Source organism: Bradyrhizobium sp. CCGB12, from assembly GCF_024199845.1.
Lineage (GTDB): Bacteria > Pseudomonadota > Alphaproteobacteria > Rhizobiales > Xanthobacteraceae > Bradyrhizobium.
Map to the genome: position 1 here is coordinate 2580940 of NZ_JANADO010000001.1, position 24684 is coordinate 2605623.

General features: G+C 63.3%; 29 protein-coding genes. 15 read left to right on the forward strand and 14 right to left on the reverse strand.

Annotated elements, in window-relative coordinates:
* Positions 1-182: 182 nt before the first annotated feature.
* The 3 genes from NLM27_RS12390 to NLM27_RS12400 form a co-directional block, all read right to left on the reverse strand.
* Positions 183-788: a PepSY domain-containing protein gene (locus NLM27_RS12390; protein ID WP_254143559.1), complete on the reverse strand. Its 606-nt coding sequence runs from the start codon at positions 786-788 to the stop codon at positions 183-185.
* A gap of 248 nt (positions 789-1036) precedes the next feature.
* A complete protein-coding gene (locus tag NLM27_RS12395) occupies positions 1037-1780 on the reverse strand; it encodes a TetR/AcrR family transcriptional regulator (RefSeq protein WP_254148811.1) in 744 nt (247 codons plus the stop codon).
* 135 nt (positions 1781-1915) lie between these two features.
* On the reverse strand, positions 1916-3073 hold the full coding sequence (locus NLM27_RS12400; RefSeq protein ID WP_254143560.1) for a patatin-like phospholipase family protein: 1158 nt from the start codon (positions 3071-3073) through the stop codon (positions 1916-1918).
* Positions 3074-3316: 243 nt separating this feature from the next.
* Between NLM27_RS12400 and tgt the strand changes: the two genes are divergently transcribed.
* Positions 3317-4462, forward strand: coding sequence for a tRNA guanosine(34) transglycosylase Tgt (tgt, locus tag NLM27_RS12405; protein WP_254143561.1), 1146 nt, complete (start codon positions 3317-3319; stop codon positions 4460-4462).
* Between the two features lie 15 nt (positions 4463-4477).
* Here tgt and NLM27_RS12410 read toward each other — a convergent pair whose 3' ends face one another.
* A complete protein-coding gene (locus NLM27_RS12410; RefSeq protein ID WP_254143562.1) occupies positions 4478-4696 on the reverse strand; it encodes a hypothetical protein in 219 nt (72 codons plus the stop codon).
* Positions 4697-4918: 222 nt separating this feature from the next.
* Between NLM27_RS12410 and cysK the strand changes: the two genes are divergently transcribed.
* Both cysK and NLM27_RS12420 read left to right on the forward strand, forming a co-directional pair.
* Positions 4919-5896, forward strand: coding sequence for a cysteine synthase A (gene cysK, locus NLM27_RS12415; protein ID WP_254143563.1), 978 nt, complete (start codon positions 4919-4921; stop codon positions 5894-5896).
* 3 nt (positions 5897-5899) lie between these two features.
* Entirely contained in the window at positions 5900-6139 is a 240-nt protein-coding gene (locus NLM27_RS12420) for a BrnA antitoxin family protein (RefSeq protein WP_254143564.1), read from the forward strand.
* Between the two features lie 166 nt (positions 6140-6305).
* Here NLM27_RS12420 and NLM27_RS12425 read toward each other — a convergent pair whose 3' ends face one another.
* Both NLM27_RS12425 and NLM27_RS12430 read right to left on the reverse strand, forming a co-directional pair.
* On the reverse strand, positions 6306-7733 hold the full coding sequence (locus tag NLM27_RS12425) for a caspase family protein (RefSeq protein WP_254143565.1): 1428 nt from the start codon (positions 7731-7733) through the stop codon (positions 6306-6308).
* A gap of 203 nt (positions 7734-7936) precedes the next feature.
* Positions 7937-8812 carry a DMT family transporter gene (locus tag NLM27_RS12430; RefSeq protein WP_254143566.1) on the reverse strand — a complete coding sequence of 292 codons (876 nt, stop codon included), beginning with the start codon at positions 8810-8812 and terminating at the stop codon, positions 7937-7939.
* Positions 8813-8960: 148 nt separating this feature from the next.
* On the opposite strand from NLM27_RS12430, the gene NLM27_RS12435 reads away from it, so the two are divergent.
* Positions 8961-9359, forward strand: coding sequence for a RidA family protein (locus NLM27_RS12435; protein ID WP_254143567.1), 399 nt, complete (start codon positions 8961-8963; stop codon positions 9357-9359).
* 49 nt (positions 9360-9408) lie between these two features.
* Here NLM27_RS12435 and NLM27_RS12440 read toward each other — a convergent pair whose 3' ends face one another.
* The 3 genes from NLM27_RS12440 to NLM27_RS12450 all read right to left on the reverse strand — a co-directional run bounded on the left by NLM27_RS12440 (position 9409) and on the right by NLM27_RS12450 (position 11009).
* Positions 9409-9954 carry a hypothetical protein gene (locus NLM27_RS12440; RefSeq protein WP_254143568.1) on the reverse strand — a complete coding sequence of 182 codons (546 nt, stop codon included), beginning with the start codon at positions 9952-9954 and terminating at the stop codon, positions 9409-9411.
* Positions 9899-10249, reverse strand: a complete 351-nt coding sequence (locus tag NLM27_RS12445) for a hypothetical protein (protein WP_254143569.1) — start codon at positions 10247-10249, stop codon at positions 9899-9901. The genes NLM27_RS12440 and NLM27_RS12445 overlap by 56 nt, the downstream gene beginning before the upstream one ends.
* Before the next feature lie 172 nt (positions 10250-10421).
* On the reverse strand, positions 10422-11009 hold the full coding sequence (locus NLM27_RS12450) for a formyltransferase family protein (protein ID WP_254143570.1): 588 nt from the start codon (positions 11007-11009) through the stop codon (positions 10422-10424).
* Between the two features lie 580 nt (positions 11010-11589).
* Here NLM27_RS12450 and NLM27_RS12455 point away from each other — a divergent pair.
* Positions 11590-11808 carry a hypothetical protein gene (locus NLM27_RS12455; protein WP_254143571.1) on the forward strand — a complete coding sequence of 73 codons (219 nt, stop codon included), beginning with the start codon at positions 11590-11592 and terminating at the stop codon, positions 11806-11808.
* 47 nt (positions 11809-11855) lie between these two features.
* Here NLM27_RS12455 and NLM27_RS12460 read toward each other — a convergent pair whose 3' ends face one another.
* The 3 genes from NLM27_RS12460 to NLM27_RS12470 all read right to left on the reverse strand — a co-directional run bounded on the left by NLM27_RS12460 (position 11856) and on the right by NLM27_RS12470 (position 12985).
* The gene (locus NLM27_RS12460) at positions 11856-12158 is read right to left on the reverse strand and encodes a hypothetical protein (protein WP_254143572.1); all 303 of its coding nucleotides are present in this window, start codon (positions 12156-12158) and stop codon (positions 11856-11858) included.
* Between the two features lie 255 nt (positions 12159-12413).
* Positions 12414-12638 carry a hypothetical protein gene (locus NLM27_RS12465; protein WP_254143573.1) on the reverse strand — a complete coding sequence of 75 codons (225 nt, stop codon included), beginning with the start codon at positions 12636-12638 and terminating at the stop codon, positions 12414-12416.
* Positions 12639-12733: 95 nt separating this feature from the next.
* Positions 12734-12985 (reverse strand): hypothetical protein, encoded by a 252-nt coding sequence (locus tag NLM27_RS12470; protein ID WP_254143574.1) that lies wholly within the window; start codon positions 12983-12985, stop codon positions 12734-12736.
* Positions 12986-13116: 131 nt separating this feature from the next.
* On the opposite strand from NLM27_RS12470, the gene NLM27_RS12475 reads away from it, so the two are divergent.
* From NLM27_RS12475 to NLM27_RS12495, 5 genes are all read left to right on the forward strand, one after another.
* The gene (locus NLM27_RS12475; RefSeq protein WP_254143575.1) at positions 13117-14202 is read left to right on the forward strand and encodes an AI-2E family transporter; all 1086 of its coding nucleotides are present in this window, start codon (positions 13117-13119) and stop codon (positions 14200-14202) included.
* Between the two features lie 151 nt (positions 14203-14353).
* Positions 14354-14743, forward strand: coding sequence for an NUDIX hydrolase (locus NLM27_RS12480; RefSeq protein WP_254143576.1), 390 nt, complete (start codon positions 14354-14356; stop codon positions 14741-14743).
* Positions 14744-15335: 592 nt separating this feature from the next.
* The gene (locus NLM27_RS12485) at positions 15336-15590 is read left to right on the forward strand and encodes a DUF3551 domain-containing protein (RefSeq protein WP_254143577.1); all 255 of its coding nucleotides are present in this window, start codon (positions 15336-15338) and stop codon (positions 15588-15590) included.
* 741 nt (positions 15591-16331) lie between these two features.
* Positions 16332-19439, forward strand: coding sequence for a DEAD/DEAH box helicase (locus NLM27_RS12490; RefSeq protein WP_254143578.1), 3108 nt, complete (start codon positions 16332-16334; stop codon positions 19437-19439).
* A 401-nt stretch (positions 19440-19840) separates the two neighbouring features.
* A complete protein-coding gene (locus NLM27_RS12495; protein WP_254143579.1) occupies positions 19841-20506 on the forward strand; it encodes a hypothetical protein in 666 nt (221 codons plus the stop codon).
* A gap of 39 nt (positions 20507-20545) precedes the next feature.
* Here the strand turns inward: NLM27_RS12495 and NLM27_RS12500 are convergent, their stop codons facing one another.
* Together NLM27_RS12500 and NLM27_RS12505 are read right to left on the reverse strand one after the other, a co-directional pair.
* Positions 20546-20821, reverse strand: coding sequence for a DUF3551 domain-containing protein (locus NLM27_RS12500; protein WP_254143580.1), 276 nt, complete (start codon positions 20819-20821; stop codon positions 20546-20548).
* A gap of 190 nt (positions 20822-21011) precedes the next feature.
* Positions 21012-21170, reverse strand: a complete 159-nt coding sequence (locus tag NLM27_RS12505) for a hypothetical protein (RefSeq protein ID WP_254143581.1) — start codon at positions 21168-21170, stop codon at positions 21012-21014.
* 780 nt (positions 21171-21950) lie between these two features.
* On the opposite strand from NLM27_RS12505, the gene NLM27_RS12510 reads away from it, so the two are divergent.
* The 5 genes from NLM27_RS12510 to NLM27_RS12530 all read left to right on the forward strand — a co-directional run bounded on the left by NLM27_RS12510 (position 21951) and on the right by NLM27_RS12530 (position 24609).
* Positions 21951-22094, forward strand: a complete 144-nt coding sequence (locus NLM27_RS12510; protein ID WP_254143582.1) for a hypothetical protein — start codon at positions 21951-21953, stop codon at positions 22092-22094.
* Positions 22095-22183: 89 nt separating this feature from the next.
* A complete protein-coding gene (locus NLM27_RS12515) occupies positions 22184-22387 on the forward strand; it encodes a hypothetical protein (protein ID WP_254149061.1) in 204 nt (67 codons plus the stop codon).
* Between the two features lie 1058 nt (positions 22388-23445).
* Entirely contained in the window at positions 23446-23649 is a 204-nt protein-coding gene (locus NLM27_RS12520) for a hypothetical protein (RefSeq protein WP_254143583.1), read from the forward strand.
* 10 nt (positions 23650-23659) lie between these two features.
* Positions 23660-23842 (forward strand): hypothetical protein, encoded by a 183-nt coding sequence (locus NLM27_RS12525; protein WP_254143584.1) that lies wholly within the window; start codon positions 23660-23662, stop codon positions 23840-23842.
* A gap of 581 nt (positions 23843-24423) precedes the next feature.
* Positions 24424-24609 (forward strand): hypothetical protein, encoded by a 186-nt coding sequence (locus NLM27_RS12530; protein WP_254143585.1) that lies wholly within the window; start codon positions 24424-24426, stop codon positions 24607-24609.
* The last annotated feature ends 75 nt before the right edge of the window (positions 24610-24684 follow it).

A 24684-nucleotide genomic window follows, 5' to 3' on the forward strand; every position in this document is an offset into this window, starting at 1 on the left:
GATGCGTTTTCGTCGACGACTACGCGCGCACGCCTCCCCGGGCCCCTGAGGCCGTGGTGGTTTTGGTCGTGCGTTTCGTGGTCGTGAACATGGCGGCGACTTATGCGGGAGAGTTTTGCAGCCGTCAATGGCTTTTCGCCCCGGTCGATGCCGGGGCCGAGCCCGCCGCTATTTGGCAGTCGCTATTTCGCCCTGGCGCCCGGCGGCTCCAGGATGACCTCCTTGAGGTCGTCGCCGCTGATCACGACAATCGCGAAATTGAGCCGGCCGCGTTCGCGCACCAGTCCGCCGCTGATCGCCTTGCCCGAGGCCGCGCGTTCGGCGACGCGCACGGCATCGGCAAGGCGGTGCCTGATCGCGCCGAGCGCTGCGAGATTGCTGCGATCGTCGTGGTCGAGTTCGGCGAGGGGGAGGGCGGCTTCACCGCCGACGAGTTCTCCGGTCGAAGCATTGATGGTGTGGCGCCAGATCCGGTCGTTGTGCAGGGTCTTCACGCGGTAGACCGGGACGCCCGAGCCTCCGTCGAAACTCACATCCGCCGTCGTGGCGCCGGCGTGCCGGCCTTCGGCAATCGCCATGGCCTGGCTGATCGAGATCGACGAGCTCCGGAAGCGCTCGATCTCACGGCTCACCGCTTGGCGATCGGCCTCGGCGTTGCCATCGGTCTCGCTGTGAAGGGCGGTGGGTGTGCTTCCGGCCGAGACGATCGCCTGCGCCGGCGCTGCGATGAGCACGGCCGACAGGGTGGCGGCAAGAAACGTCCAGGGATGTCGTCGTGGTGCCTTCATGCTCGAACCTTCCGCCAGCAAATGTGCCGGATGATCGTAAAGAATTCGCGGCCGACCTTGGGCAAAGGCCGGCCGCGGAGCGTCGTAGCAGGTTGTGCCCGCCGCGGCGTTCGAAACAGCACGAACCTCTTTGGGGCTGGTGAAAAAGCGGCCAGTGCTGCTATAACAAAACCATACCGTATCGTTTTATTTCGGTCAATGGCGGAGCCGCAGCCCCCGGAGGATAAGGTCGCGGGCTCACGGAATTGTCAGCGGGACGGGCGCCGCTGTGTGCCCTTTGCGGAGCTCTGGACGCGGTTGGCAGGCCCCAGCGCGCCGGCCAGGAACAGCTTGATCGCCGCCCGCATCCGCTTTTCGGCGGCCTTCATCTCGAGCGCCGTTCCGAACGTCGCCATGCGGTGGGTGTGACCGACGACGACGTCGAGAAACACCTCGGCGGCAATGGTGGTGTCTTCGACATCGAGCGCGCCTTGCGCCACCAGATGGTCGAAGAAGCGCGCCGTGGTGGCGACGGCCTTGAGCCAGCCTTCCTCCTTGCCGAGCTTGGCGACGTCAGGGAAGTTGATGGCCTGTGACGTCATCATGCGGCTGAAGGCGACGGCATCGGGACCGCAGGTGAATGTGAGCATCTCGCGCCCGATCTCGACCAGCCGCTGCTCCACCGAGATGTTCGAGGCGCTGGAGAGCTGCGTCTCCGCCGCTGCGGAGAGCGGCGCAAGCCAGCGCGCGATCTCGCGTCTCAGCACCGCGGCAAACAGGCCGCGCTTGTCGCCATAGCGGGAATAGACGGTGGGTTTGCTGACCCGGGCCGCTTCCGCGACCGCATCAAGCGAGGTCGCGTCGAAGCCGCGATCCAGGAACAGGCGGGTGGCGACCTCGATCAACCGCTGATCGCGCTCGATGGCGGCTGACTTCGTCGGCCGGCCGCCGCGGGATTTCGGCAGCTCGCGCCGTGGCGCCGCCGATCTCGTCTTGGTCGCAGTCAATCCCATGCCCAATGATTCCTGCGCGGTCGTGATAACAGTCATTCGCTCTATATCGCGCGGGAGCGGGGGCGTCATCGCGAATCTGGCCGAATTGGCCGTATCGTCAACGGTTTCCGCATGGCCTCGTTCCGTCATGAGGGATCAAGGAAGCGTCGAGGTCCAGGCCTGACCTGAAGCCGCCTTCTCATATCCGTACTGATACAGCGCCCGCATATAGGCGGTGTCGAACCCTTCCGAGGGCGCCGCCGGATAGTCGCGCGCGATGTAGGAAAGGTGGAAGCCGAGGCGGTTGCGCTTGGCGAAATCATAGGTCGAGAAGATGATCGAACGCGTCTGAGACTGGGTGATCGCCGACAGGCTGCGCGAGGCGACATCGATGGTGCTGTTGGAGACGAGCTCGAAATTGCGTTCGATCTTCTTGTTGACGAGGATGTAGATGTCCATCTTGGCGTTGCCCGGCAGGCGGCTGCCCTGGAACAGCAGGGCTTCCGGCAGCGTCAGCACCGGCGCGGTCACGCCGCCGTCGACATGCATCTCCTGAAACCTGCGGCCCTGGCCCTCGGCGTCGATCATGATCGGCGGAAACACCAGGGGAATGCTGGCGGAGGCCGCCATCACGTCGCGAAACAGTTTGAGCGCCTCAGGCGTTCCGACCGCTGCGATCTTGCCCATGTCCCAGATCGCGGTCCGCTGGGTGTCGAGATCGGTCGTCACCACCAAGAGCTTGCGGCCCTTGGCATTCTCGCGCGCGACTTGCGCCATGATCTCGGGGCCGACATAGCGGGCGACGAGTTCGCGCAGCCTTGTGTTGCCGAACAGGCCCGATCCGAACAGCACGCGCATGATGCTGGGATCGTTCAGCAGGCTCTCCGCGATGCCGCTGGTGTAGACCTCCCTCAGCGTGTCGTCATATTGCGAGCCGAGGAATGCAAAGGGCGCGATCAGGCCGCCCGTGCTCACGCCCGAGACGACCGAGAAGGTCGGACGGGTCCTGGCCGCGGTCCAGCCGTTGAGCACGCCGACGCCATAGGCGCCGTCGGCGCCGCCGCCTGACAGCGCCAGATAGGACTTCGTCGCGGTGCTGTTGTCCTTTTCGAAGCTGAATTTCGTGATGGGCTCATCGGCGTAGCGCCGGAGGCCGTCGATATCGAGCACGCGCGATGTGCTGGCTTCCGCGGCGGTATAGGGCGTGCGGGGCAGGGACGTGCAGGCGCCGAGCGCCAGGCTGCACGCAAGGACCAGGATTCCGCTCAGGCGGGCGCCTGTCCGCCTGATCCAGCCATGGGTCTGGCCGGACATTTCGGTCGAACTTGAAGGGATAGGCATCGTCGGTGGCTGGCGATCACGCTTGTACCGCCGCCGGCAAATTTGCCGCGGCATTCTCGTCCAGCCCCAAGATAAAACTACACGGTATCGTTTTGTTTAACAAGAGTGCCGCGCGCCCATATGGGCATCAATTGTGTCCCAGTCCGAGCCACAAACCGGCGGCCGCATCGTCCGGGCGGGTTGATCGGCCTCCTCCGACACGCAATAAGCACCGCCATGAATTCCGACAATGATCTGCCCAATCACTTTGAATTGCTCGCCTCGGATGGCGCCGCGCGCACCGGGCGCCTGACCACGCCGCATGGCGTGGTGCGGACGCCGGCCTTCATGCCGGTCGGCACCGCGGGCGCCATGAAGGGCATGCACTGGCGCGAGGTGCGGGACGCCGGCGCCGACATCGTGCTCGGCAACACCTATCATCTGATGCTGCGCCCCGGCGCCGAGCGGATCGCGGCGCTCGGCGGCTTGCAGACGTTCACCGGCTGGAACGGTCCCATGCTGACGGATTCCGGCGGCTTCCAGGTCATGTCGCTGGCGGATTTGCGCAAGGTCAGCGAGCACGCCGTCACCTTCCGCTCGCATATCGACGGCGCCAAGGTCGAGCTGTCGCCGGAGCGTTCGATCGAAGTGCAGCGCTTCCTCGGCTCCGATATCGCCATGCAGATGGACGAGTGCGTACGGCTGCCCGCCGAGCGCGCCGACATCGAGCGTGCGATGCAATTGTCGCTGCGCTGGGCCGAGCGCAGCAAGCGCGCCTTCGAGAGCGCGCCCGACGGTTACATGCTGTTCGGCATCGTGCAGGGTGGCGACGTGCCGCAGCTTCGCCACGCGAGCGCGCAAGGCCTGGTCGAGATCGGCTTCCACGGCTACGCGATCGGGGGCCTTGCCGTCGGCGAGCCGCAGGCGGTCATGCTGGCGATGATCGACGAGACCGCGCCATTGCTGCCGAGAGAGCGGCCGCGCTACCTCATGGGCGTCGGCACGCCCGACGATATCCTCGAGGCGGTGAAGCGCGGCGTCGACATGTTCGATTGCGTGATGCCGACGCGCAATGGCCGGCATGGCGTCGCGTTCACGCGCTTCGGCCAGGTCAATCTGCGTAACGCGCGCCATGCCGACGATCCGCGTCCGCTCGATGACGAGAGCTCATGGCCGTCAACGCGCGGCTGCGCGCGCGCCTACCTGCATCATCTCGTCAAGGCGGGCGAGACGCTGGGGGCGATGCTGCTATCCGAGATCAACGTCGCTTACTACCAATCCCTGATGCAGGGCATCAGGGACGCTATCGCACGGGGCAAGTTCGAGGAGTTCTATCAACGTACCCGCGAGGATTGGGCGAGGGGCGACATTGCGGCGCGTTAGAGCAACGGCACACGGTCAGTTGCACACGAACCGCTGCTTCACGGCATGCTTGGTCACGAAACCATAGCCGCAATTGTCGCAGGTCCAGAGATAGCTGATCATCTGGTCCGAGACGTAGGCGGATGCTTCGGCGGCGACCATGGAGTCGGCGCAGACCGGACAGGTGGGCAACTCGCTGCAACGCGGATCGCGGTTCAGCGCGACGGTCGACATCACTTCAGCAACTGCTGACATCGTGGTGACCTCCCTGCTTTAAGACGTAAGTCTAACATAAGCAGAACCGGTTGACGAGGTCGCAACACAAATGCGTTGGTTTTCTGATATTTGTAGCTCACGTGATTTTGCGATGCAGCGTATTTAACATGTGCCGCATTGTCGCTTGCGTGTCGCCGTAAGCTGTCTGTAACTGCGCAAAAGCCGCGACAGAAGCGCAGATGTTGTCACAGGGAGTTCATCATGGACGCGTCGTCCAAGACGGGTGCAGCGCACCAACCCGGCCGCGGCCGGATCTACTCTTCGATCGTCGAAGCTTTTGGCGACACGCCGATCGTGCGGTTGCAACGGCTGCCCGGCATGCGCGGCGTGAACGCGACGATTTTGGCAAAACTTGAATATTTCAATCCGGCCGCAAGCGTGAAGGACCGCATCGGTGCGGCCATGATCATCGCCATGGAGAAGGCGGGCATCATCAAGCCCGACACCGTGCTGATCGAACCGACCTCCGGCAATACCGGAATCGCGCTTGCCTTCGTCGCGGCCTCGCGCGGCTACCGGCTCAAGCTGGTGATGCCGGAATCGATGTCGATCGAGCGGCGCAAGATGCTGGCCTTTCTCGGCGCCGAACTGGTGCTGACGCCGGCAGCCCAGGGCATGAAGGGCGCCATCGCCGCCGCAGAAGAACTGTTGAAGACGACGCCGAACTCGGTGATGCCGCAGCAGTTCAAGAACCTCGCCAATCCCGAGGTGCACCGCCGCACCACGGCGGAGGAGATATGGAACGACACGGCCGGCAACATCGATTTCTTCATCGCCGGTGTCGGCACCGGAGGCACAATCACGGGCGTCGGCCAGGTGCTGAAGCCGCGCAAGCCATCTTTGCGGGTCGTGGCGGTCGAGCCGGAGGAGAGCCCGGTGCTTTCGGGCGGCCAGCACACCCCGCACAAGATCCAGGGCATCGGCGCCGGGTTCGTGCCTGACATCCTCGATCGTTCGGTGATCGACGAAATCGTGAAGGTCAACTCGACGACAGCGATCGAAACCGCGCGCGCGCTGGCGCGGCATGAGGGCATTCCGGGCGGCATCTCTTCGGGCGCTGCGATCGCGGCCGCATTTGAGATCGGCAAGCGGCCGGAAGCTGCGGGAAAAACCATCCTGGCTATCGTGCCGTCGTTCTCCGAGCGGTATCTTTCGACGGCTCTGTTTGAAGGAATCTAGGACATGGCGGATCAACCGAGGCGGCCGCGTACGCTTGGCGATGCCAGGACGGAAGCCGAGGCGGCGTTCAAGAAGGTGACGGCCAAGGTCGCCGCGGCGTCGCCGAAACCAAACGCAGTTCCCGGCATCAAGGAGCAGGTCACGCTGCGCATCGACCAGGACGTGCTGCAGTTTTTCCAGGAGAGCGGGCCGGGCTGGCAGGACCGCATCAACGAGGCGTTGCGGAAGGCTGCGGGGAAGTAGTTAATCTCGTCATTGCGAGCGTAGCGAAGCAATCCAGCGTCTTTCCGCCGTGACAGCCTGGATTGCTTCGTCGCAAGGGCTCCTCGCAATGACGGAGCATGCTGCGACATCGTCGTACCAAAGAAAAAGCCCGGCGCGAGCCGGGCTTTGTGTTTGCGATCTGGCCTCAGCGGCGGAACATGCCGCCCATCATGCCGCCGACGACCCCGCCCACGAAGGCCGCCCCGGCAGCATCGCCCGGATTGCTGCGATGGGGAGCCGGTGCCGGCGCGCTGCCTGCGGGCGCGCTCGCGGCGCGGCGGGCAGGTTTCTGGCTGCCATCACTCGCTGTTGCCGGGGCCGCCACGATCTCCGAGAGCAAGGCCTTGTGCTGGTTCTTATTGAGGTACCCGGACGACGGATAGCCGCGCGCGGCCTGCCAGCGCTTGAGCACTGCGCGGGTCTCGTCGCTGAAGACGCCGGTCTGCTTGGTGTCGAAGCCGAGGGCGTTGAGGCGGCGCTGCACGTCGCGGCGCTGGGTCTTGTCGAGGCCGATCTGGTCTTCGGTGAGCTGAGTGGCCTCATCGGTAAAGGTCGCGGGATCGACGCCGGCGTTGAGCGTGCGGGTCGCGGTGGACGGACCGCTCTTGATCGCCGCGAGGCGAGCCAGCGCCAGCGCCTTGAACTGACCGTTCGGATAGGCGGTGAGATAGGCGTTGAGCTCTTCGGGCTTGTTGGATTCCTTCACCGAGCGCCAGTATTCGAGCTCGACACCATCAGAGCTTCCGCTCGCGGCCGGCACGATGCCGGAAGCGGTCGGGGCTGCGTTGGCGACCTGGGTCGTCGGGGCCTGATTAAGATAGACGGTGCCGGTCAGGTTGGTGTGGCCCCAGGGCAGCTGGCCCTTGCGGGTTTCTTCATTGACCTGGGCGCGCACCGACGTCATCGCCTGCTGGATCTCGACGCCAGGCTTGGTGATGTTGTCGATCAGCGCGCGGGTGAACGGGCTGTTGTTGCCCTCCTGGCCGTCGAGCGCGGTCTGGCCAGGGCCGGTGGCGAACGCGATCAGCGTGCCTTCGCCGGACTTCATTTCGGCAAGGCCGCTCTGCACGTTGACGCTGCGGGTCGCCGAGCTCGACTTGATCTTTGCGGCGAACGGATTGTCGCGGCAGGCATCGAGGAAGACGAGCTTGACCTTGGCATCGCCCATGGTCTGGTCGAGCGTCAGGTCGATGTTGATGGCGGCTCCCAGCTTGACATCCATCTCCGACTTGATGTCGGCGTCGACAGGCAGGAGATAGTTGATGCCGCCGACGGCGATGCCGTGGCCCGCATAATAGAACAACGCGATATCGGAGCCCTGCGCCTTGCGACCGAAGTCGAGCAGCTTCTCCGTCATCTGGTCGCGGCTGAGATTGGATCCTTCGATCACCTCGAAGCCGACATTGCGCAGCGTCGCCGCCATCGCCTTGGCGTCGATTGGCGGGTTCGGCAATTGGGCGACATTCTTGTAGCTGCCGTTGCCGACGACGAAGGCGACGCGGCGGTCGGCCTTTGCGGCACTGATCGACAGAGCCATGCACATCAGCGAAGCGAGGAGGGTGAGATAGCGCATCTGGAATCCCCAACAGAATCGAATTGCAGGCAGCAACAAATTGGCAACGAACCTACACGAAGTGCCCGACTTCGCGCCACCGAAACGGCGGTACGTCGCGTCCAAACCGCTGCTGTGTGGCCGAATGTGCACGATGGGAATACTCCCCAACGTGATCCAAATCACACGGCCACTTGGTTTTGTCGCGCGAGGCGGTGCGAGGTTCACTGCGCGCGAGCGGGAACCGCTGATGCCGGCTTTAAATTGAGGAGATTGCCGCACAGGATCAGCGCCGCGCCCAGTACGGTCCAGGTGTCGAGGCGCTCCGAATACAACAGCCAGCCGACGGTGGCCGTAAGTGGAACCCGCAGAAAGTCCATCGGCACCACGATGGTCGCATCCGCGTAACGGAGCGCGCTGGCGAGGCAGTAGTGCGAGAACGTGCCGCAGACGCCGATGACGAAGAGCCAGCCCCAGAGGTAGGCTGACGGCCAGGTCCAGACATAGAGCGTCGGCAGCAAGCCCACGACCATCTGCACCACGATCATCCAGAACAGGATCGACAATGCGCTCTCGGTCCGGGTCAGCGATTTCGCCAAGATCATGGAAATGCTGAAGCCGATCGCGGCCCCGAGCGCGATCAGCTGGCCCGGATTGATCTCGCCGGTGGCGGGGCGCACGATCATGACGACGCCGACGATGCCGAGCACGACGGCGGCGATCTTCCAGACCGTCATGCGCTCGGCCAGGAACGTTGCGGCCAACAGCGCGGTCCAGATCGGCATGGTGAATTCGATCGCCACCACCTGGCCGATCCCGATCAGCGTCAGTGCGTAGAACCAGCCGAGCTGCGCGAAATAATGGACCCCGTTGCGTGCGAGGTGCTGCGGCAGGCGTTTGGTCGCGACCGCCTTGAAACCGCCGGCCCGATAGATGAGCGGAAGCAGAAGCGTGAACCCGATCACCGAGCGCACTTCCATGATTTCGAAGACATTCAACTCGCGCGTGGTCTCGCGTCCGGCCACGGCCATGACCAGCATCAGCGCCAGCCAGCCGGCCATCCACAGTGCAGCCATGGTTTTGGACGGTGTCGCGGTCATCGGTCTGGGTGCGGGAGATCGAGCCTGAGGGGGACGGCCGGTATCAGCGACATCGCCGCGGTTTGCAACGGCCAAATCTGCGGATGCAGCGATGCAAGGCGGCGTGCTAAGGCATCATTGAACAACAAGAAAAGGGAGATATTCGCTCATGCATATCTTGCAGCCGGCCGAATGGAAGAAACCGCGAGGCTTTTCTCATGGTGTGGTCATGGAAGGGCCGGGCCGCTGGGTGGTGCTGGCCGGGCAGACCGGCGGCGACGAGACGGGCAATTACGCGCCCGACATGGCCGCGCAAGTTGCGACCGCGCTGAAGCGGATCATCAAGCTGCTGGGCGAGGCCGGTGCGGGTCCCGAGCATATCGTCCGTCTGACGTGGTACCTGACCAGCCGCAGCGAATATGAGGCTGCCGGGCCCGGCATCGGCGCGGCCTGGAAGGAAACGCTGGGACGCAATTTCCCGCCCTCAACGCTGCTTTACATCGGCGGTCTCGTGGACGAGCGGGCCAAGGTCGAGATCGAGGTCACGGCGTTCGTGCCGAACGCATAAAAAAGACCCGGCGAAGTCGCCGGGTCGATTGTCTTGCGTGCGATCCGCCTTAGCGCGCCAGCGTGATGCTGGCCCCGCGGAACTGGCTGTCCGCGCGCATCGTGACGTTCTGCTTGTTGCCGGACGTTTTCAGCGTGATGTTGGCGTTGAAGCCGGCGGTGGAGGCGACCAGCTCGTAGTTTCCACCGCCACCGCGGCCCTGGAGCGCGCCGCTGATGTTGCGGCTGGCCTCGGACCAGCTGCCGGCGATGGCGCCGCCTTCGGCCCTGACGTTGGCGCCGAGGTTGAACTTGTAGGCGTCGCTGGCGCAGGTCAGCGACATCTCCATGGTCGGGCCGATCGGAGCGTATTTGGCCCGGCAACGGATCCGCTCGGTCGAGCCGTCATCAAGCGTGACGGTGCCGGCACCGCTCCAGGTGCCTGCCAGCGAGGCGAACGGACCGGATTGGGCCTTGCTTTCAGAGTTGGCGATACCCGCCGCAAACAAAACGGCGGCCGCAATCAGCAGCCGCCGGCCAATAGCGCGAGTCTCAGCTGATTTACTGGCGCGATGCTTCCCACCGCCCGCTGCACGGTATGCCTGCAGATGCTCCATTCCACTTCCCCGATCCGGCGTTGCCGTTGAGTTGACCGTTAGCATATGCACCATTGATCGAAACTTTCACAAGTCCCCCGCTACCGATGGTGCCGGAAACGTTAGCGCCGGGTGCGGTGATCCTGCCATCGGCAACCGTCAGCATCGAGCTTGCGGTCGGCTCGCAAGAGCCGCTCTTGGTCACGATCGTGACCTGCCAGTTGCCGTCATAGGGGCTCTGGGCGAAGGCGGGAGCGGCGAGGGTGCCGGCGAAAACTGCAGCGGCACAGAACACCGCAATGCGATCAAAACGCATGAATTCCGTCCTTGAATTTGTCCGATATGCTGACGCTTATTCGGGCGAAATGTGACGGAAATTTGTTGCGACGCCAAACCGAAAATAGTTCCTGTGGAAACAATGGTTTATTTGCGTTTTTGACACCGATTTTCGAAGCAAAATCAACGCGGGTTCACGTTAAGGGTAAACATCAGGCGAGACTCGGCGCCGAGGTCGCGAACTGCTCGTCCTGAATCTTAGACGGCAGTGCCTTGTGGACCTTTACGTAATCGATCACGTCGGCCAGCAATTTGAGTCCGAGCGGAGCGAGCGCGCGCTCCCAGAGTTCCCGCGCCGTCTCGCCTTTCTTCACGAAGCACCAGTCCTGGGCGGCGATGGCGCCGGCGTCCATGCGGTCGGCGAGATGGTAGATCGTGCCGCCGGCGATCGGATCGCCTTCCTTGATGGTCCATTCCACGGCCGCCTTGCCGCGGTGGCGCGGTAGCAGCGAGGGATGATAGCCGATCCCGCCGAACGTCGCTGCGGCCAGAGCGTCCTTGCCGATCCGGGCGTGGCTGTGTGCCGTGATGATCAGGTCGGTATCGGGGGCAATCTCGGAAGCCACCACCAGCTTCGGATTGGCCTGGACCACCACCTCGATACCGGCCGCCTTGGCGGTCGCGGCGAGGCGATCCTCGGCGTCGGCCACCACGACCCGGACGATCGAGACGCTGTGCTCCCGGAGCATGTTCAGGGTGGTCACGCCGAAATGGCGGGAGCCGACGAGGGTAATGCGCATGGGTGTCCAATCCGTCTCGCAGCTGCGTCATCCCCCGATAACATGTCGGTACGTCCTGTCACCATCCACGCCGCGTTTGCGCGGGTTATCAACAATGCAACTGGTACGGAGCGTCCCGGTGCTTCCATGCGCGCATTGCACCGGCTCCGCGACCGAGCGCATGCGAAGTGCCTGATTTTCGCTTCTTGCATTGGTTGGGCCGCGCCGGCGGGCCGTGCCGCGCACCGATTTCTGGATCGCGGACCAGTTGCCGCGGCGCCACGGTCGGATGGCAAATATGGGCAAGCCGGTTCCTGTGTGTCTTTCCAGACAGACGAGATATTCGGTCTGCCATAGCTTGCATGAACCGGGGCTGGCGACATTTCATTCCGGATCCGTTTTCGAACCCGGCTTTTGGCCGCTGGCGTGATCGCCAGCGGCTTTTTCATGCCATGCGTCGCTAAATCATCTGACGGTAATACGTTCTCAACCAGCTTGGCGTATCGACGAATCTGTCGCGGATTTGTATTGCGTACCGCGACACCGAAAACGTCCGCCGGCGTGGGTGCGCCGCGCGGGCCTTTTCGCCGGGGCCGATTTCATGCCGAGCGCAATTGAGCAGATCGTCGACATCTATGTCCGACTGAAGAACCGGCGCGGCCTCGACCAGCTGATGATGCACCGGCAGCGGCTCGCGGTCGATCTGAAGAGCAGGTCGGGCTATGATTTCAGCCTGCCAATCGGCCAGATCGACGAGGAGATCGCGATCATCGAGGCAGGTCTCAGCCGGCTCAAGGCGGGGACGTCCACGGCGGTCTAGCGATGGCTCCGCACGGGCGCTGACCGACCGCCGCGCTAACGGGCCGCTCAGTCGCGCCGGCCGCCGTCGATGACCGTGAACAACGGCCGCGCCGGGGTCGGCTCGACCAGCAGCTCTTCGACGAGCGCAGTTGCCGCATCGACATATTTGCGAGTCGGCTTGTCCAGCGGACGCTTGGCCTCGTCATCGAGCGCGACCTTCGCGGCCTCGACCAGCTTGCGCATGCGTGCCGCATGGTCATCGCCGGCGGTCAGCGTCGCGCGCGCCAGCGAGCGGAGCACGAACAGCTCGCCCTCGAGGCGGAGCAGACGGTCGTTGAGCCTGGTGAGGACGGTGTTGAGTTCGGCCATGGCTGATGTTCGGTGCGGAGGATCCGCCCTGATCTAGCGGCGATCGGTGAACGGAGTCCAAACGCCATCGGCGCAATTGGGCTGATTTTCCGGTCCGCCTCGTGCGCCTGCGTGATCCCGCCGATGTGACCGGTTGTGACGCGCAGATGAATGGTGTGGGTGGCGGCTGATCGCGGCTCACCCTGCGGTTGGTGGACAGGGGGGTCGGTTTTCGCAGAGCCAAGCAGGGCGAGCGCGACGGATGCCTTTATCCTGTCATCCAGCTCCCGCCCAGCGCCGTCCGAACACGGGCGGCTTCGTCTTCACCGCCTGCCAGCCGAAGAAGTGATGCTTCCCGGACCAGCTGTGCACCACGCTACTGCAGATGCTGCATTTGAAGCTCCCGGCGTGGGCCTCGCTGTGCTCCTCCCGCGTCGCGGTGTAGTTCATGCTGCAACCGGTGCAGGTGAATTCTTCGATCGTCCAGATGCTGTTGGCCATTGCACCGCATGTTCTTTGGGACCTCGACACACGGTAGGAGCGGGCTTTTGCAGCGGCGTAAACCGGCCCAGGGAAATCCGGTTAATCGCCGTTAGCTAAACCCGTCTCGGATCGCGATCCAGGCGCGCTCCGTCGGTCCGGCCGCTCCGCATGTCCCGGTCGATGCGCATCTGCACGCGCCTGATGGCGAGCTGCGGCAATCTGCCTTGCACCCGCCCGGAGCGGACCTTGTCGTCGATGGCATAAGCGTAGCGCCAAAAGCCCGGCGCGGCGTTTGGCTTGAGCGCGTAGTGTATGCCGCGATGAACGCCGGTGTGATGATCAGGCTCTATGGGGCGGTGCGCCATCGCTTCGAAATGCTCCTTGAGCCGGAGCGTTCCTAATCCGAGGGACTGGTCGTCTTGACGCCGGATGCGCGGCTGGCAATAACGCTTGCCGTGCAAGTGCCGGAACCCGCGTCGATGCCGCAAGGAAGGTCGTGCCCGTGAAAAGTCTCCGTCAGCTCCTGACGGGAGAGGATATCATCCAGCTCGTGATCCGGCTCGGCCTGCTTGCCCTGCTGATCATCTGGACCTTCCTGATCATCCGCCCGTTCGTGCCGATCCTGGCCTGGAGTGGCGTGCTCGCGGTCGCGTTCTATCCGGCCTTCAGCTGGGTCGCCAAGATCCTGGGTGGCCGTCCGAAGACCGCGGCAGCGATCCTGACCCTGATCACGCTCGGCATCGTCATCGGCCCTGCGACCTGGCTCGGCCTCAGCGCCGTGGACGGGGTGCGGGAGCTGGCGCATCAACTCGGCACCGGCGACCTGGCGCTCCAGTCGGCGCCAGAGCAGCTCAAGTCGTGGCCGCTGGTCGGCCCGTGGCTCTATGAGCTCTGGGACCAGGCCTACACCAATATCCGCGCGGTGCTGCGCGAGGTGGCGCCATATCTCCAGCCGCTGGCGGGACCGCTATTGTCGCTCGCGGGCGATGCTGGCCTCGGCACGGTGCAATTCCTGCTCTCGGTGTTCGTCGCCGGCTTCCTGTTTCCGCATGGACCGCGGCTGGTTGCGGCCGGCCGCAACTTCCTGTTTCGCATCGTGCCCGAGCAGAGCGAGCATTTCCTGGAGCTCGCGGGCGCGACCATCCGCGCGGTGGCGCAAGGTGTGATCGGCGTCGCGGTGGTACAAGCGCTGCTTGCCGGCTTCGGCTTCAAGCTTGCGGCCGTGCCGAGCGCGGGCCTTCTCGCCTTCATCGTGCTTCTGCTCTCGATCGTGCAGATCGGCGCCTTCCTCGTGCTGCTGCCGGTGATCATCTGGATCTGGACCGCCAAGGATGTCACTACGGCGCTGTTGCTCACCGTGTTTCTCGTCCTGGTCGGCTTCATCGACACCATGCTGAAGCCGCTCGTCATGGGGCGTGGCCTGACCACGCCGACCATCGTGATCTTCGTCGGCGTGATCGGCGGCACGCTCGCCCACGGCATTGTCGGCCTGTTCATCGGGCCGATCATCCTGTCGGTGGCCTGGGAGCTGATGATGGCCTGGATCAGGACGGAGGACCGGGCGGAGACGGGCGAGGGCTGACCCGGCGCCTCATTGGCGCGATCGGCCCGCGGTGTCGCACCAGAGCCCGACGGCCTGCGGCCTATGGCCTGTGATCAAAGCGCTCCCGAACTTGTCTGTTCGACTAGACAAGTTAGGATTGAGACGATTCTGGTTTCGATCTACGGCAGTGATGGCGAAGTCTTCCAAGCTGGTTGCCGCCAGGCGCGGCAAGGTATTGTTGGTCAGACGACGGTCGGACGGCCTGTGGATGTTCCCGGGCGGCCGCAAGCGTGCGCGCGAGTCCGACAAGGACTGCCTGCGGCGGGAGATCAAGGAGGAACTGCCCAAGCTGAAGCTCGGCAGGATCAGTCTCTGGAAGGAAGTGAAGGCCAGAAACAAGCGCTCCGGCCGCAAGATGAGTGACGCCATCTTCATCACCAAGACCGCCAAAGGCAGGCTCGCGATCGGCGACAAGAACGAGATCGACCGCGCCGCCTGGCAGAAGCCGCGCGGCATCCGCCTGACCGCGACCTCGCGCTACATCCGCGATCGCCTGTTTCCGAGGAAGCCGCAGCGTTGAGCCAATCCCCGCGGCCCGCCGGTTACACGCCGGCGGGCCCCTTCGACGCGTTAACGGCCGGTGGGGTCGTCGCTTCTGCCAGGTCGAATTGCACCTTTCTGCGGTCCACCCGCTGAACTACTGCCGCTGCCAGACGCTGCTCCTGTCCCGGTCGTCCCGGTACCTGAAGTTCCGCCGGCGCTCGTGCCTGCCGCCCCCGCGGCTCCGCCCGTTCCTCCGGGGCCAGCTCCATTCCCGGCACTGGCGCCTGTACCAGCTCCAGCTCCAGCGCCGGCGCCGGCTCCCGCGCCACCCGCTCCGCCCGCGCCTTGGGCATAAGCGAGCCCCACGGATCCGCCTGCGAGCAGGGCGCACGTCAACAATGACAAGACTGTTTTTCGCATACGAAGGCTCCTATCTGTTTTATGTGTTTGGCTAACCGAGCCTGCAAAAGGATGTTCCTAGGGACGTTCAATCGAGCTGCGTCGTGGCGCGGCCTCTCCGGGCGAGCCGAGCGCTTGGCCATCCATAGGAACCAAGGTCCGGACCTGCCTTTACCTTCCGCCCGCGCGCCAAAGCCTTCTTTGACACGCACCATCCATGGAGCATCGAGATGCGAACGACATTGGTAGCCTTGTTGATCTTCTTCGGATCTTCTCTCGCGGCGAACGCAGAACGCGATTATCCGTGGTGTGTCTTTGGCGGGCAGCTTGGCTATTCCGGCGACTGCTCTTACGTGACGAGAGAGCAATGCCTGGCGTCGGCATCCGGCCGCTGGAATACCTATTGCGACATAAATCCACGCGTGAGGTTCAAGCAGCAGATCGAGCCCGAGACGAAGAGGTCGCAACAACGGCAGCGACAATGAACCGTTTCAAATGAGCCTTCTCGAAAAGGCTCATCGTAGCGTGCGGCGTGCGAGAGGGCGGTACTCCATTGCGGCACGTTATGCCGTCCACCGTTCTGATCACGCCAGCACGCCTTCGGTGTGCTGCTTTGGAACGAGTCGGCGAGGCAGGCGTAGACTCCTGGCTCCCGGCCCATCCCCAAGCGCCCCAAGCCCCCGGGCCGCGAGAAAACCTTCCCCACAAGGTTGGCGACCTCAGGGCCTTCGCACTGAGGTCGTTTGGCGCAAGACGTGTGAACCAGTTCACAAACGCTCGGCGGAATCGCTGCTATGAGGAGGTCATTGCTTAACCGAATTATTTTGAACGAAACGCCCCAGCGTGGCTCCAAGCGCTGGGGTTTTTCGTGCCTGCCATGTGCATCGAGCTCCGCGATCGCATTGGTCTTCGCATCGACGGCCGCGTAGGCGATTTCACGCGTCGGAACGGGAGTTCCGATCTGCGGGCAATCGACAGCCGGACTGTCGGGATCGCGATGGCGTCCCGGACGTTGCCCACGCGCGTGCGTTCCCGGGGCAAATCCCATATGCATGGCGACAAGCAGCCGAATCGGGATGAGAGCGGCTGGCGTTCGGTTGCCGACAATTTACGACCAGAGACGGATTCAAGTGAGGCTTTCCAAAAAAGCGCGGACGACCAAAACGTCGCCCAAGAAGAGCAAGGGGTCGCAGCGCGCAACGATCTCGTCTTCGTCGCCACTCGGGATGATGGCTCTCCATCTGCTTGCACAATGGAAGCAGTCCGGACGCAGCGGTCTCGTTTTTCTTGCCGAGAGCGAGAACAGGGCAGAGCGGCTGGGCAGCGTCATTCACGCGCTCGACCCATCGTGCGAGGTCCTGGTGTTTCCGCGGCTGAACACCTTGCCGTTCGACCAGCTGGAGCCATCCCACGAGCTCGCGGGGCGCAGAGCCTCGGTGCTGCGGCGCCTCGCAAAATCCAGAAAGCCGCTCTTTCTGGTTTCGACGGTGGAAGCCGTGATGGAGCGCCTGCCGCCGCCTGCGAGCCTGTCGCGCCTGAGCGTGAGCTTGAAGGTGGGCGGCGCGTTTTCAGAGCAGGACCTCGAGACGCGCCTCCAATCCCTGGGATACGATCTCGACGACGAGCCGGATTATCCGGGCGGGGCGCTGTTTCATGGCCAGACCTTCGAGATATTTCCCGCAGGCGCGCTGGGGCCATTCCGGATCGAGCATTCGGATCGCGCGATCAGGCGGATCGTGGCGTTCGATCCGAAAGAGCACGACATCATCTTCGAGACGAGCGAGCTTCTCGTCGATCCCATGTCGGAGCGGCTCGGCTTCGCCGAAAAGCGCGGCAAGCGCGCGACGCTGTTCGACTATTGCGGGCGCGCCAAATGGATCGCCGATGCGGGGGTCCCGTTGCACGCCGACGCCTGGCTGAGCACGATCGAGGAAGCCGCGCCCCGCGCGGAGCGGGAGCGCGAATATATCGGGCGGAGTGATTGGAAGAGGCTCTCCAAGGGCACGAAGGTGTTGCCGCGGACGGCATCCTTTCGCACCACGCCGGAATTTTCCAAGCTGACATCCGCAAGGAAGGCGCTGCGGGCCTTCGTCGATGAGATGCGCCGGGCCGGCTCGCGCCTGATCCTCGTCGCCGCGCAGGAAGACGATCTGCGCGTGATGGAGCGGATGGGCGGCGTCAAGGCACAGCGCTGCAAGGACTGGGACGAGGCGACGAGCGGGCGAAATGGCGAGACGGCGCTTCTGGCCGATCTCGACGCGGGCTTCGTTGTGCCGGGGAAAAAGCCTCTTGCCGTGGTGACGGCGTCCGACGTGCTCGGCAGCCGGGCGCATCATCCGCAGCCGATGGCGCGGGCCTGGAGCGCGGCCTTCGATCACGCCGATGTGCCGGAGCAGGGCACGGTGGTCGTCCATCTCCAGCGCGGCCTCGGCGTGCTCGACGGCTTGCAGACCGTGAACACGGGCGGTGGCACGTTGCGGGAGATGATCCGCCTCAAGTTCGCCGGCGACAATGCGGTGCTCGTGCCGCCGCCCGATCTCGCCTTGATGTGGCCTTATGCGACCGAGCTCGGCAAGCTCGCGCTCGATAAGGCGGATGGCAGCTCATGGTGGGCGCGCCGCACCTCGGCCGAGCGCGAGATCCAGGCCGCGGGCAAGGTGCTGGCCAAGCACATCAGCCAGCGCCGTCGGCGGCAGGCTGAAAAGCTAGTTCCGCCGGGATCGGCCTACGAGAAGTTCGTGGCGCGTTTCCCTTATTTCACGACGATCGACCAGGCCAAGGCGATCCGCGACGTGCTGGATGATCTCGCCTCCGGTCACCCGATGGACCGGGTGATCTGCGGCGACGTCGGCTTTGGCAAGACCGAGGTGGCGCTCCGCGCGGCGGCCGCCGTGGTGCTGTCGGGCAAGCAGGTGGCGATCGCGGTGCCGACGACGGTGCTGGCGCGGCAGCACGTCGCAACCTTCCAGAAGCGCTTTGCGCCCTTCGGCATCGAGGTCGGAAACCTGTCGCGGGCGACGTCCGGCGCGGAGCTGCGCGAGACCAAGGAGGGACTGCGCCGCGGCCGGATCAAGGTCGTGATCGGCACGCAGGCGCTCACCGGCAAGGACGTGAAGTTTAGTGATCTCGGCCTCGTCATCATCGACGAGGAGCAGCATTTTGGCGCGGCCGAGAAGGCAAAGCTCTCGAGCCTCGCCAAGAATGTCCACGTGCTGATGATGAGCGCGACGCCGATCCCGCGGACGCTCGCCGCGGGCCTTGCCGGCTTCCGCGATCTCAGCGTGATCGCCTCGCCGCCGGTGCACCGGCTTCCGGTCGCAACCAGGATCGCACCGCTGTCGGATGCCGCCATCGCCTCCGCGCTGCTGCGCGAGCAGCGGCGCCACGGCCAGAGTTTTTTGATCTGTCCGCGCATCCAGGACCTCGACCCGATGCTGGCGCGGGTCCAGGCGGTGGCGGGCGACCTTCGCATCGTCGCTCTGCACGGCAGATTGGCGGCCGACGAGATCGACGACCGCATGATGAGCTTCGTCGAGGGCAGGGCCGACGTCCTGCTCGCGACCAACATCGTTGAGAGCGGCCTCGACATTCCCCGCGCCAACACCATCGTGGTGTGCTGGCCCGAAAAATTCGGCCTTGCCCAGCTGCACCAGCTGCGCGGCCGGGTCGGCCGCGGCGGCATTCGCGCTTTCGCCCATCTCTTGACCGAGACCTATTCCGGGCAGTCCGAGAAGCGGCTCGCCGTGCTCGAGGAGTTCAGCCGGCCGGGCGCCGGCTTTGCCATCAGCGAGCGCGACCTCGATCTGCGCGGCGCAGGTGACCTGTTCTCGGAGCAACAATCCGGCCATGTTCAGGTGTTCGGCCCCGTGCTCTACAGCCACCTTTTGAAAATGGCCTCCGAGAAGGTCGACGAGGGGCGGGCCGCGGTGTGGGTGCCCGACCTGAACCTGCCGGTCGGCGACATGCTGCCCGAGACCTATGTGCAGTCCGAGCCCGTGCGGCTTGAGCTCTATGCCCGGGCCGCAAGATGCACTGACGAGGACGACCTCGAGGACCTCGAGGAGGAAACCTCGCGCCGCTTCGGCCCGTTGCCGAAGGTCGCGCGCGACTTCTTCACAGCCGCAAGGCTCAGGCTCGAATGCAAGCGCAGGGGCATCATCCGCCTCGACGTCGGCCCCGAAGCTGCGGCCGCGACGTTCCTGCCGGGGCGCTTGCGGAAGTCGCGGGGAAAGGCACTGCAACGCGATGGCGATCGCGTCGTCTATCACAGCCCGATGCGGGATGCGCCATTCGAGCGGGTGGAGGAGTTGTTCGAGCTGCTCGATGAGGGGTAGGGGCGCTCAAAACGCGAAAACAACCCCATGCACAGTAGCTAAGTGCCTGCTGGGACAACGTCTTCTGCATCCGGCGCAGGAGCGGTTGACGCGTCGGGCAAAACAGTGGCATTCTGCCATCTTCGGAAAATCCGTTGAAAGAACTGTCGGACCCAGGCCAAAGCGGCGGGCGCGACAACGTTGCGAGCACTGTCGCCGCGCCTCGCCGGGTATTCCAGTCATTCCATCGCGCAGACCCCGTACTCGAAGGGGGCGGCGAAGCCCCATCCGCTGGCCAGGCCGCTAACGTGGAATTAATCCAAAAAGCCTACGATTTTAGGCAGTTGTGTATGGGTGCTGCGTAACGGGTGCGTCGCGAGGACGTTCCATGGGCGGCTTCCTTTTGCTAGCTCATGGGGTCAATGCACGTGACCACGACTTTCGAAACGGAATGCCTCGTCGAACAGCTCGACCCTGCAGCACTTGCCGCCGCCGCAGCAGCGCTCGAACCCGTAGCCCCGGAAGCTTCAGCACCGATCAAGCGATCCAGCCGGACAGTCCTGGTACTGTCGGTGTGTGCCCTGGCCATCAATGGCTCGGCGGCGATCTACACGTTGCCGTCCGAGTTTCCGTCGCTGAATGTCAGCCGCCTGGCCGACCTCTTTCCGCGCGGGGAAGCCTCCGCGCCCAAACCGGATCCGGTTGTCGCGGCCCTGAAGGACATTCAGGCGGCCCAGCAGCAACACACGGCTTTGCTGCAGGAGAACAATCAAGCTTCGCAGCAGAATGCAGCTCTGCTGCAGCAGGACTCAATGGTGCTGCTGTCCCTGCGCCAAAGCATCACGGATGAACGGGTCGACGTGAGGAAGATATCTTCGCAGCTGTCCACGCTCATCGCGAAGGTCGATACGCTGCAAAATGTGATGATGTCGGACGTCACGTCCTCCATTCGACGAGCGAATGCCCGCTATGGACTGTCCGCAGCGATGCGCAAACGGATGGTGCGGGAGCCGAAACCCGTCGGGCCGGTTTCGGTTGGCGGAGCTCCGCTGAGCACGCCGGCGCCGGTTTCAGCCCCGGAAAGCTGAAGACCCGTCAGGCCAAGCGGATACGCCGAGAATCCATTTTCACGGACTGCGGCGTATCCGAGGCTGCTGGACACTCGGCTGCGGTAAGGCCTGCTGCTGGAAGAGAAGGCGGCGGTTTTCCTTGCACGTCACGTTCGACCGCCCGGACGCGGACCACAGGCATTGCTCCCTCGTCGAATACGAGCAGTCGCCGGAAGGGCCAAGCTCCCCACCATAGACGCACCAAGGATAGTCATAGGAAACGGGAGGCGCGGGGCCTGCGACGGCGGCCGTCCCGGCGGCCAGCAAGGCGAATATGACGAGTATTGTGCGCATATTCGTGTGTCCTCTCGTAAGGTTGGGGTGAGGACCTCTAAATCATCGCCTCCTGATCGAAAATCAAGACTGTGATCGGCTGACTTTGTCGTGCTTGCGCCTCGGCTGGATATCTGGGCTGAGCTTGGCGTGGTTCGACGCGTTGATCCCGGCATCAATTCAACAAGACCGGGACCGGAGAGACTTGCGTTCAATTATTGTGCTTCGGCCTCCAGCCATATTCCTGATGTGGGATCGTGGCTGTGATGTCGAGATCTTTGCTCGCCGACAGACGCCAAGCCGCCACCCCGAAGCACAAGGTCAGGGTCAGGGTGACGGCAAGCAGAAGTATCGAGACGAAATGGCTCACGCTGTACGCTCCACAATTTGAAACTATGAGTGGAGAGCGAGCACGAGTTTCTGATTCGAAAAATGCAGGCGCGCTGACCTAGAGGCGGATTTCCACATCAGTTGCATCATTCAATCACATGATTCAATCATATGGGCCGAAAGCGCTTATCAGCACTGACGGGTGCGTTTTTACCCCTGTCTGGAATGGGGGAATGACGGTGACCGTGCATTCAACAAGCGTCGTTCGTATCAACGCCGAGGTAGTCTCATGGTAGCCGTCAGCTGAAGCGCCCGGCCTCGTCGAACAACTCGACCCTGAAGCACTTGCAGCGGCAGTCGCAGCCCGGTCGTGCTTTTCAGCAATTCGTGACTTGTTGCAGCGATGTCCGCATCCCAGCTCCACCATGTGCGATCAGATGTATGGAGTAGGCAAATGCGTACCCTTTTGGCGACGTTCCTCGCGGTGGCCTCGCTGACGCAGGCCCACGCAGAGGCGAAGGTGAAGAATCCGGATGCCTCGTGCAGCTATACATTAGCAAGCGGGCAAACGTACGAGATCCCCGCGGGCCAGAATCTCTGTTGGCGTGTCCCTCCGCCCTCTTACAAGACGTACACGCTCCTGCGTTGTGATCCGCCATTTCAGGAACTCAACCGGGTCGGGCCGGGCGATGGACGCTGCAACAAGTTCGAGGAACGCCAATAACCGCGGCCGGATACGCGCCCTCGGTCTTCGGGATGCTCCGCAAATTGTTGGATTGGTAGACGGAGACCCGATCCTGCAAGGGGTTCAGGCGGACAGGTGAAGGCGACGTCTGATCTCGGGACCATTGTCGAGCGCTTCGTACTCGGGCCCGAAGGCGCGCTTGTGCCGATGACGGAAGGATCAATCAAGCCTGTCGCGCTGGAGCGGCGCCATGTCGGGATCGTCCTGGTGAGGCGCTAAAGCTTCGACGTCCAGCCGAGCTGCTGCACGGCCCGATTGCACTCACGACGGTCAGGCGGACCGGTCCCAGTCTTCCGCGCAAGCATCGCTTGGTCAGCCAGGACCGTGAGGTGGCTCGTAAGCCGGTCGAACACGTCCCGCTTGGCTGGATCGGTTGCGAGATCGCGGATCAGGGCAAATTCGGCCGTATCTTTTCGGAGTTTTTCGATCTGCGACAGATAGTCCTTTATTTGCAATCACTCCGTTTCCCGTCATGGAAAGTGCAGGCAATGTACGAAAGCGAACAGAAGTGATTGCCAATTTTGCCTAGTCTGCGCTGGCTTTGGTCTTCCCAAGGTCCAAAGCAACCTCCAGCGGCCCCGGCCTTCACACCCCTAAAGCCCCCACGGTCGGGGCCGTCATTGGCGACCATCGATAGCATGACCTCCCAATCGTACCTCCGTGGAGCCGGGCCTTTTCGAAGCGCTCGCGACATGGGGGCGTTGAGCCATTTGGCAGCACACGGGCCCGACTACGGCGCAGCACTTTCAACAAGGACCGCCGCCTCGCCACGCACTTCTTGCTTGCAAAGGTTTCCCGGTTATCCGGTCGGGGCTTGGGGTGTAGTGGGGGGCGTTAATGGGCGCTTGTGATCGGACCGCTGCTCTGAAACGTCGTTTCGACGAGCTTGTTTCCGGGCTTGCCGAGTTAGAAAATTTGCGCTCGCGCGTGTTCGCGGCCGAGCACATGCGAGAGGGGTCTTGCGTCGAGTGCAAACCGGCCGCAGCAATTCGCCCCAGTGCCAGGCCCAAATCATCATCGGCAAAACCCGATCGGCCAAAGACGCACTTGGCGCGGCCGCCCAGCGCCGAGCGATGACGCCGGATGCTGGGCCTTCGGCGATGCCAACGCCGTAATTACGGTGACAGTGCACTTAAGGGGGAAGGTCGCAGATATTCCACGCCTAGCCGTTAGTGCACTGTCACCGTAACTCTTGCATCTTGTGCAGTTTCCCCGCTTTCGGGGCCGTGAGTGAACGTAGCAACTGTTCAGCTCGCTCCTTCGTCAAATTGGCCGCCATGTAAGCCCCGATCAACGCGGGGCCCTTGCGTTCTCGATCGTAAATCATCCAACCCTTGCCTCCCATTCGAACGAAAAATCGGCTCTGCGGCGGAATCTCGTCAGTCAACGAAGCAGCTCCCGGTTTGCCCAGCCATAGCAGGGGAGCGCATTCATCTTCGTAGATTCATTAGCATATGTGAATCGCGCCGGGGAAAAGCGGCAGTGTTTCCTTTCCGGCTCAGTTTCATTTTAGAAACCAAGTCCGACCGACTTCGTTAGCGGTTCGTCATTAACGGCTGAAGGATGCGCTATGACCGAGCGCCGCCGCAGAGTGAAGCAAGTCCTCTCCCTAGAGGAGCCAATGGCCGAACTGGCCGCGAAGCTCAAAGAGCAGGCCCGTCAGCTACCAGTTGGGACGGAACGCGAGGGCTTGCTCAAGCGAGCCAGGATTGCCGAGACCGGAGCGCGCCTGAGCGATTGGCTGCGCTCGCCAGGCTTGCAGCCACCAAAGTGAACGAGTGATCATGGGGATCGAACGCATGCACACGCCAAAGTATTGGCGGATGCGCGCGGAGGAATTCCGCACCAAGGCCGACAACTGCGAACTTGAGCAAACCAGAAGAGCGCTCAACAAGGTTGCAGCGACTTATGAGGCGTTAGCCGAACGCGCCGGGCAAATCCGCATAGGCCAAGACGCGGCAGAGTAAGGCCGCCCAGTCTGGCGGCCTCTTCATTGTCTTGGACGTGACACCAATCCGACCGCAGTTGCGGGTGTCCAAACACGGGCGGCCGAACCGAAAGGGGCCGCCTTTCAGCGACCCCTTGCCGGGTAAAATCTTGTTCGGAATGAAATGCCAGCCCCGACGACAACGACCGTAGCGGCATCAAAATGCCAAATGAATCCGGTCAAATACCGTTCGTCCCGCTGTCCTAACATGCCTGCGCGTGTTCCCGATTACCCAACTCCCCTAAGTTGATATGGGAGGGATCGTCATCTCCGTTTCAGGCGTTAAAGCCCGACCAGCAATAGGGTCACGGAAGCGGACATGACGCCCATAAAGATTTTCGTTTATCGGCCAGATGGCCTGTCCGAGAGGAAAGCTATTGAGGAAGCCCGCCGGGCCATCGCTGAATCAATAAGGGTGCTCGAAAGCCATCCGCCGCCCGATACCTTCCTAGGCCGCCAAACCCACGAGCCCATTCCCTTGTCTCACGATCGACAGAACTGAACTTGTAACTGGCCTCTTTTGGTCTCCGAGCGCAGACTGGATCCAGGCAGGAACCGGCAATGACGCTGGATGAAAGGATCGCTATGGCGCAGCGCCACGTCGAGAGTGGCCGGCTAATCGTTGAGCGCCAGCGGGCGATTGTTGCCCGACACAGGATGCTAGCCTCAATCGACCTTCTAAAACTGTTCGAGCAGACACAGCAGATATTCGAGTTGGACTTGGCCGATTTGCTCGAGAAGAAGTAAGGCCTCCTCAGTGAGAGCCGTCGCGTTCTCCCTGGCGGGCCTTCGTTTGCATAGGTGAATGTCTAGCCCACTCGA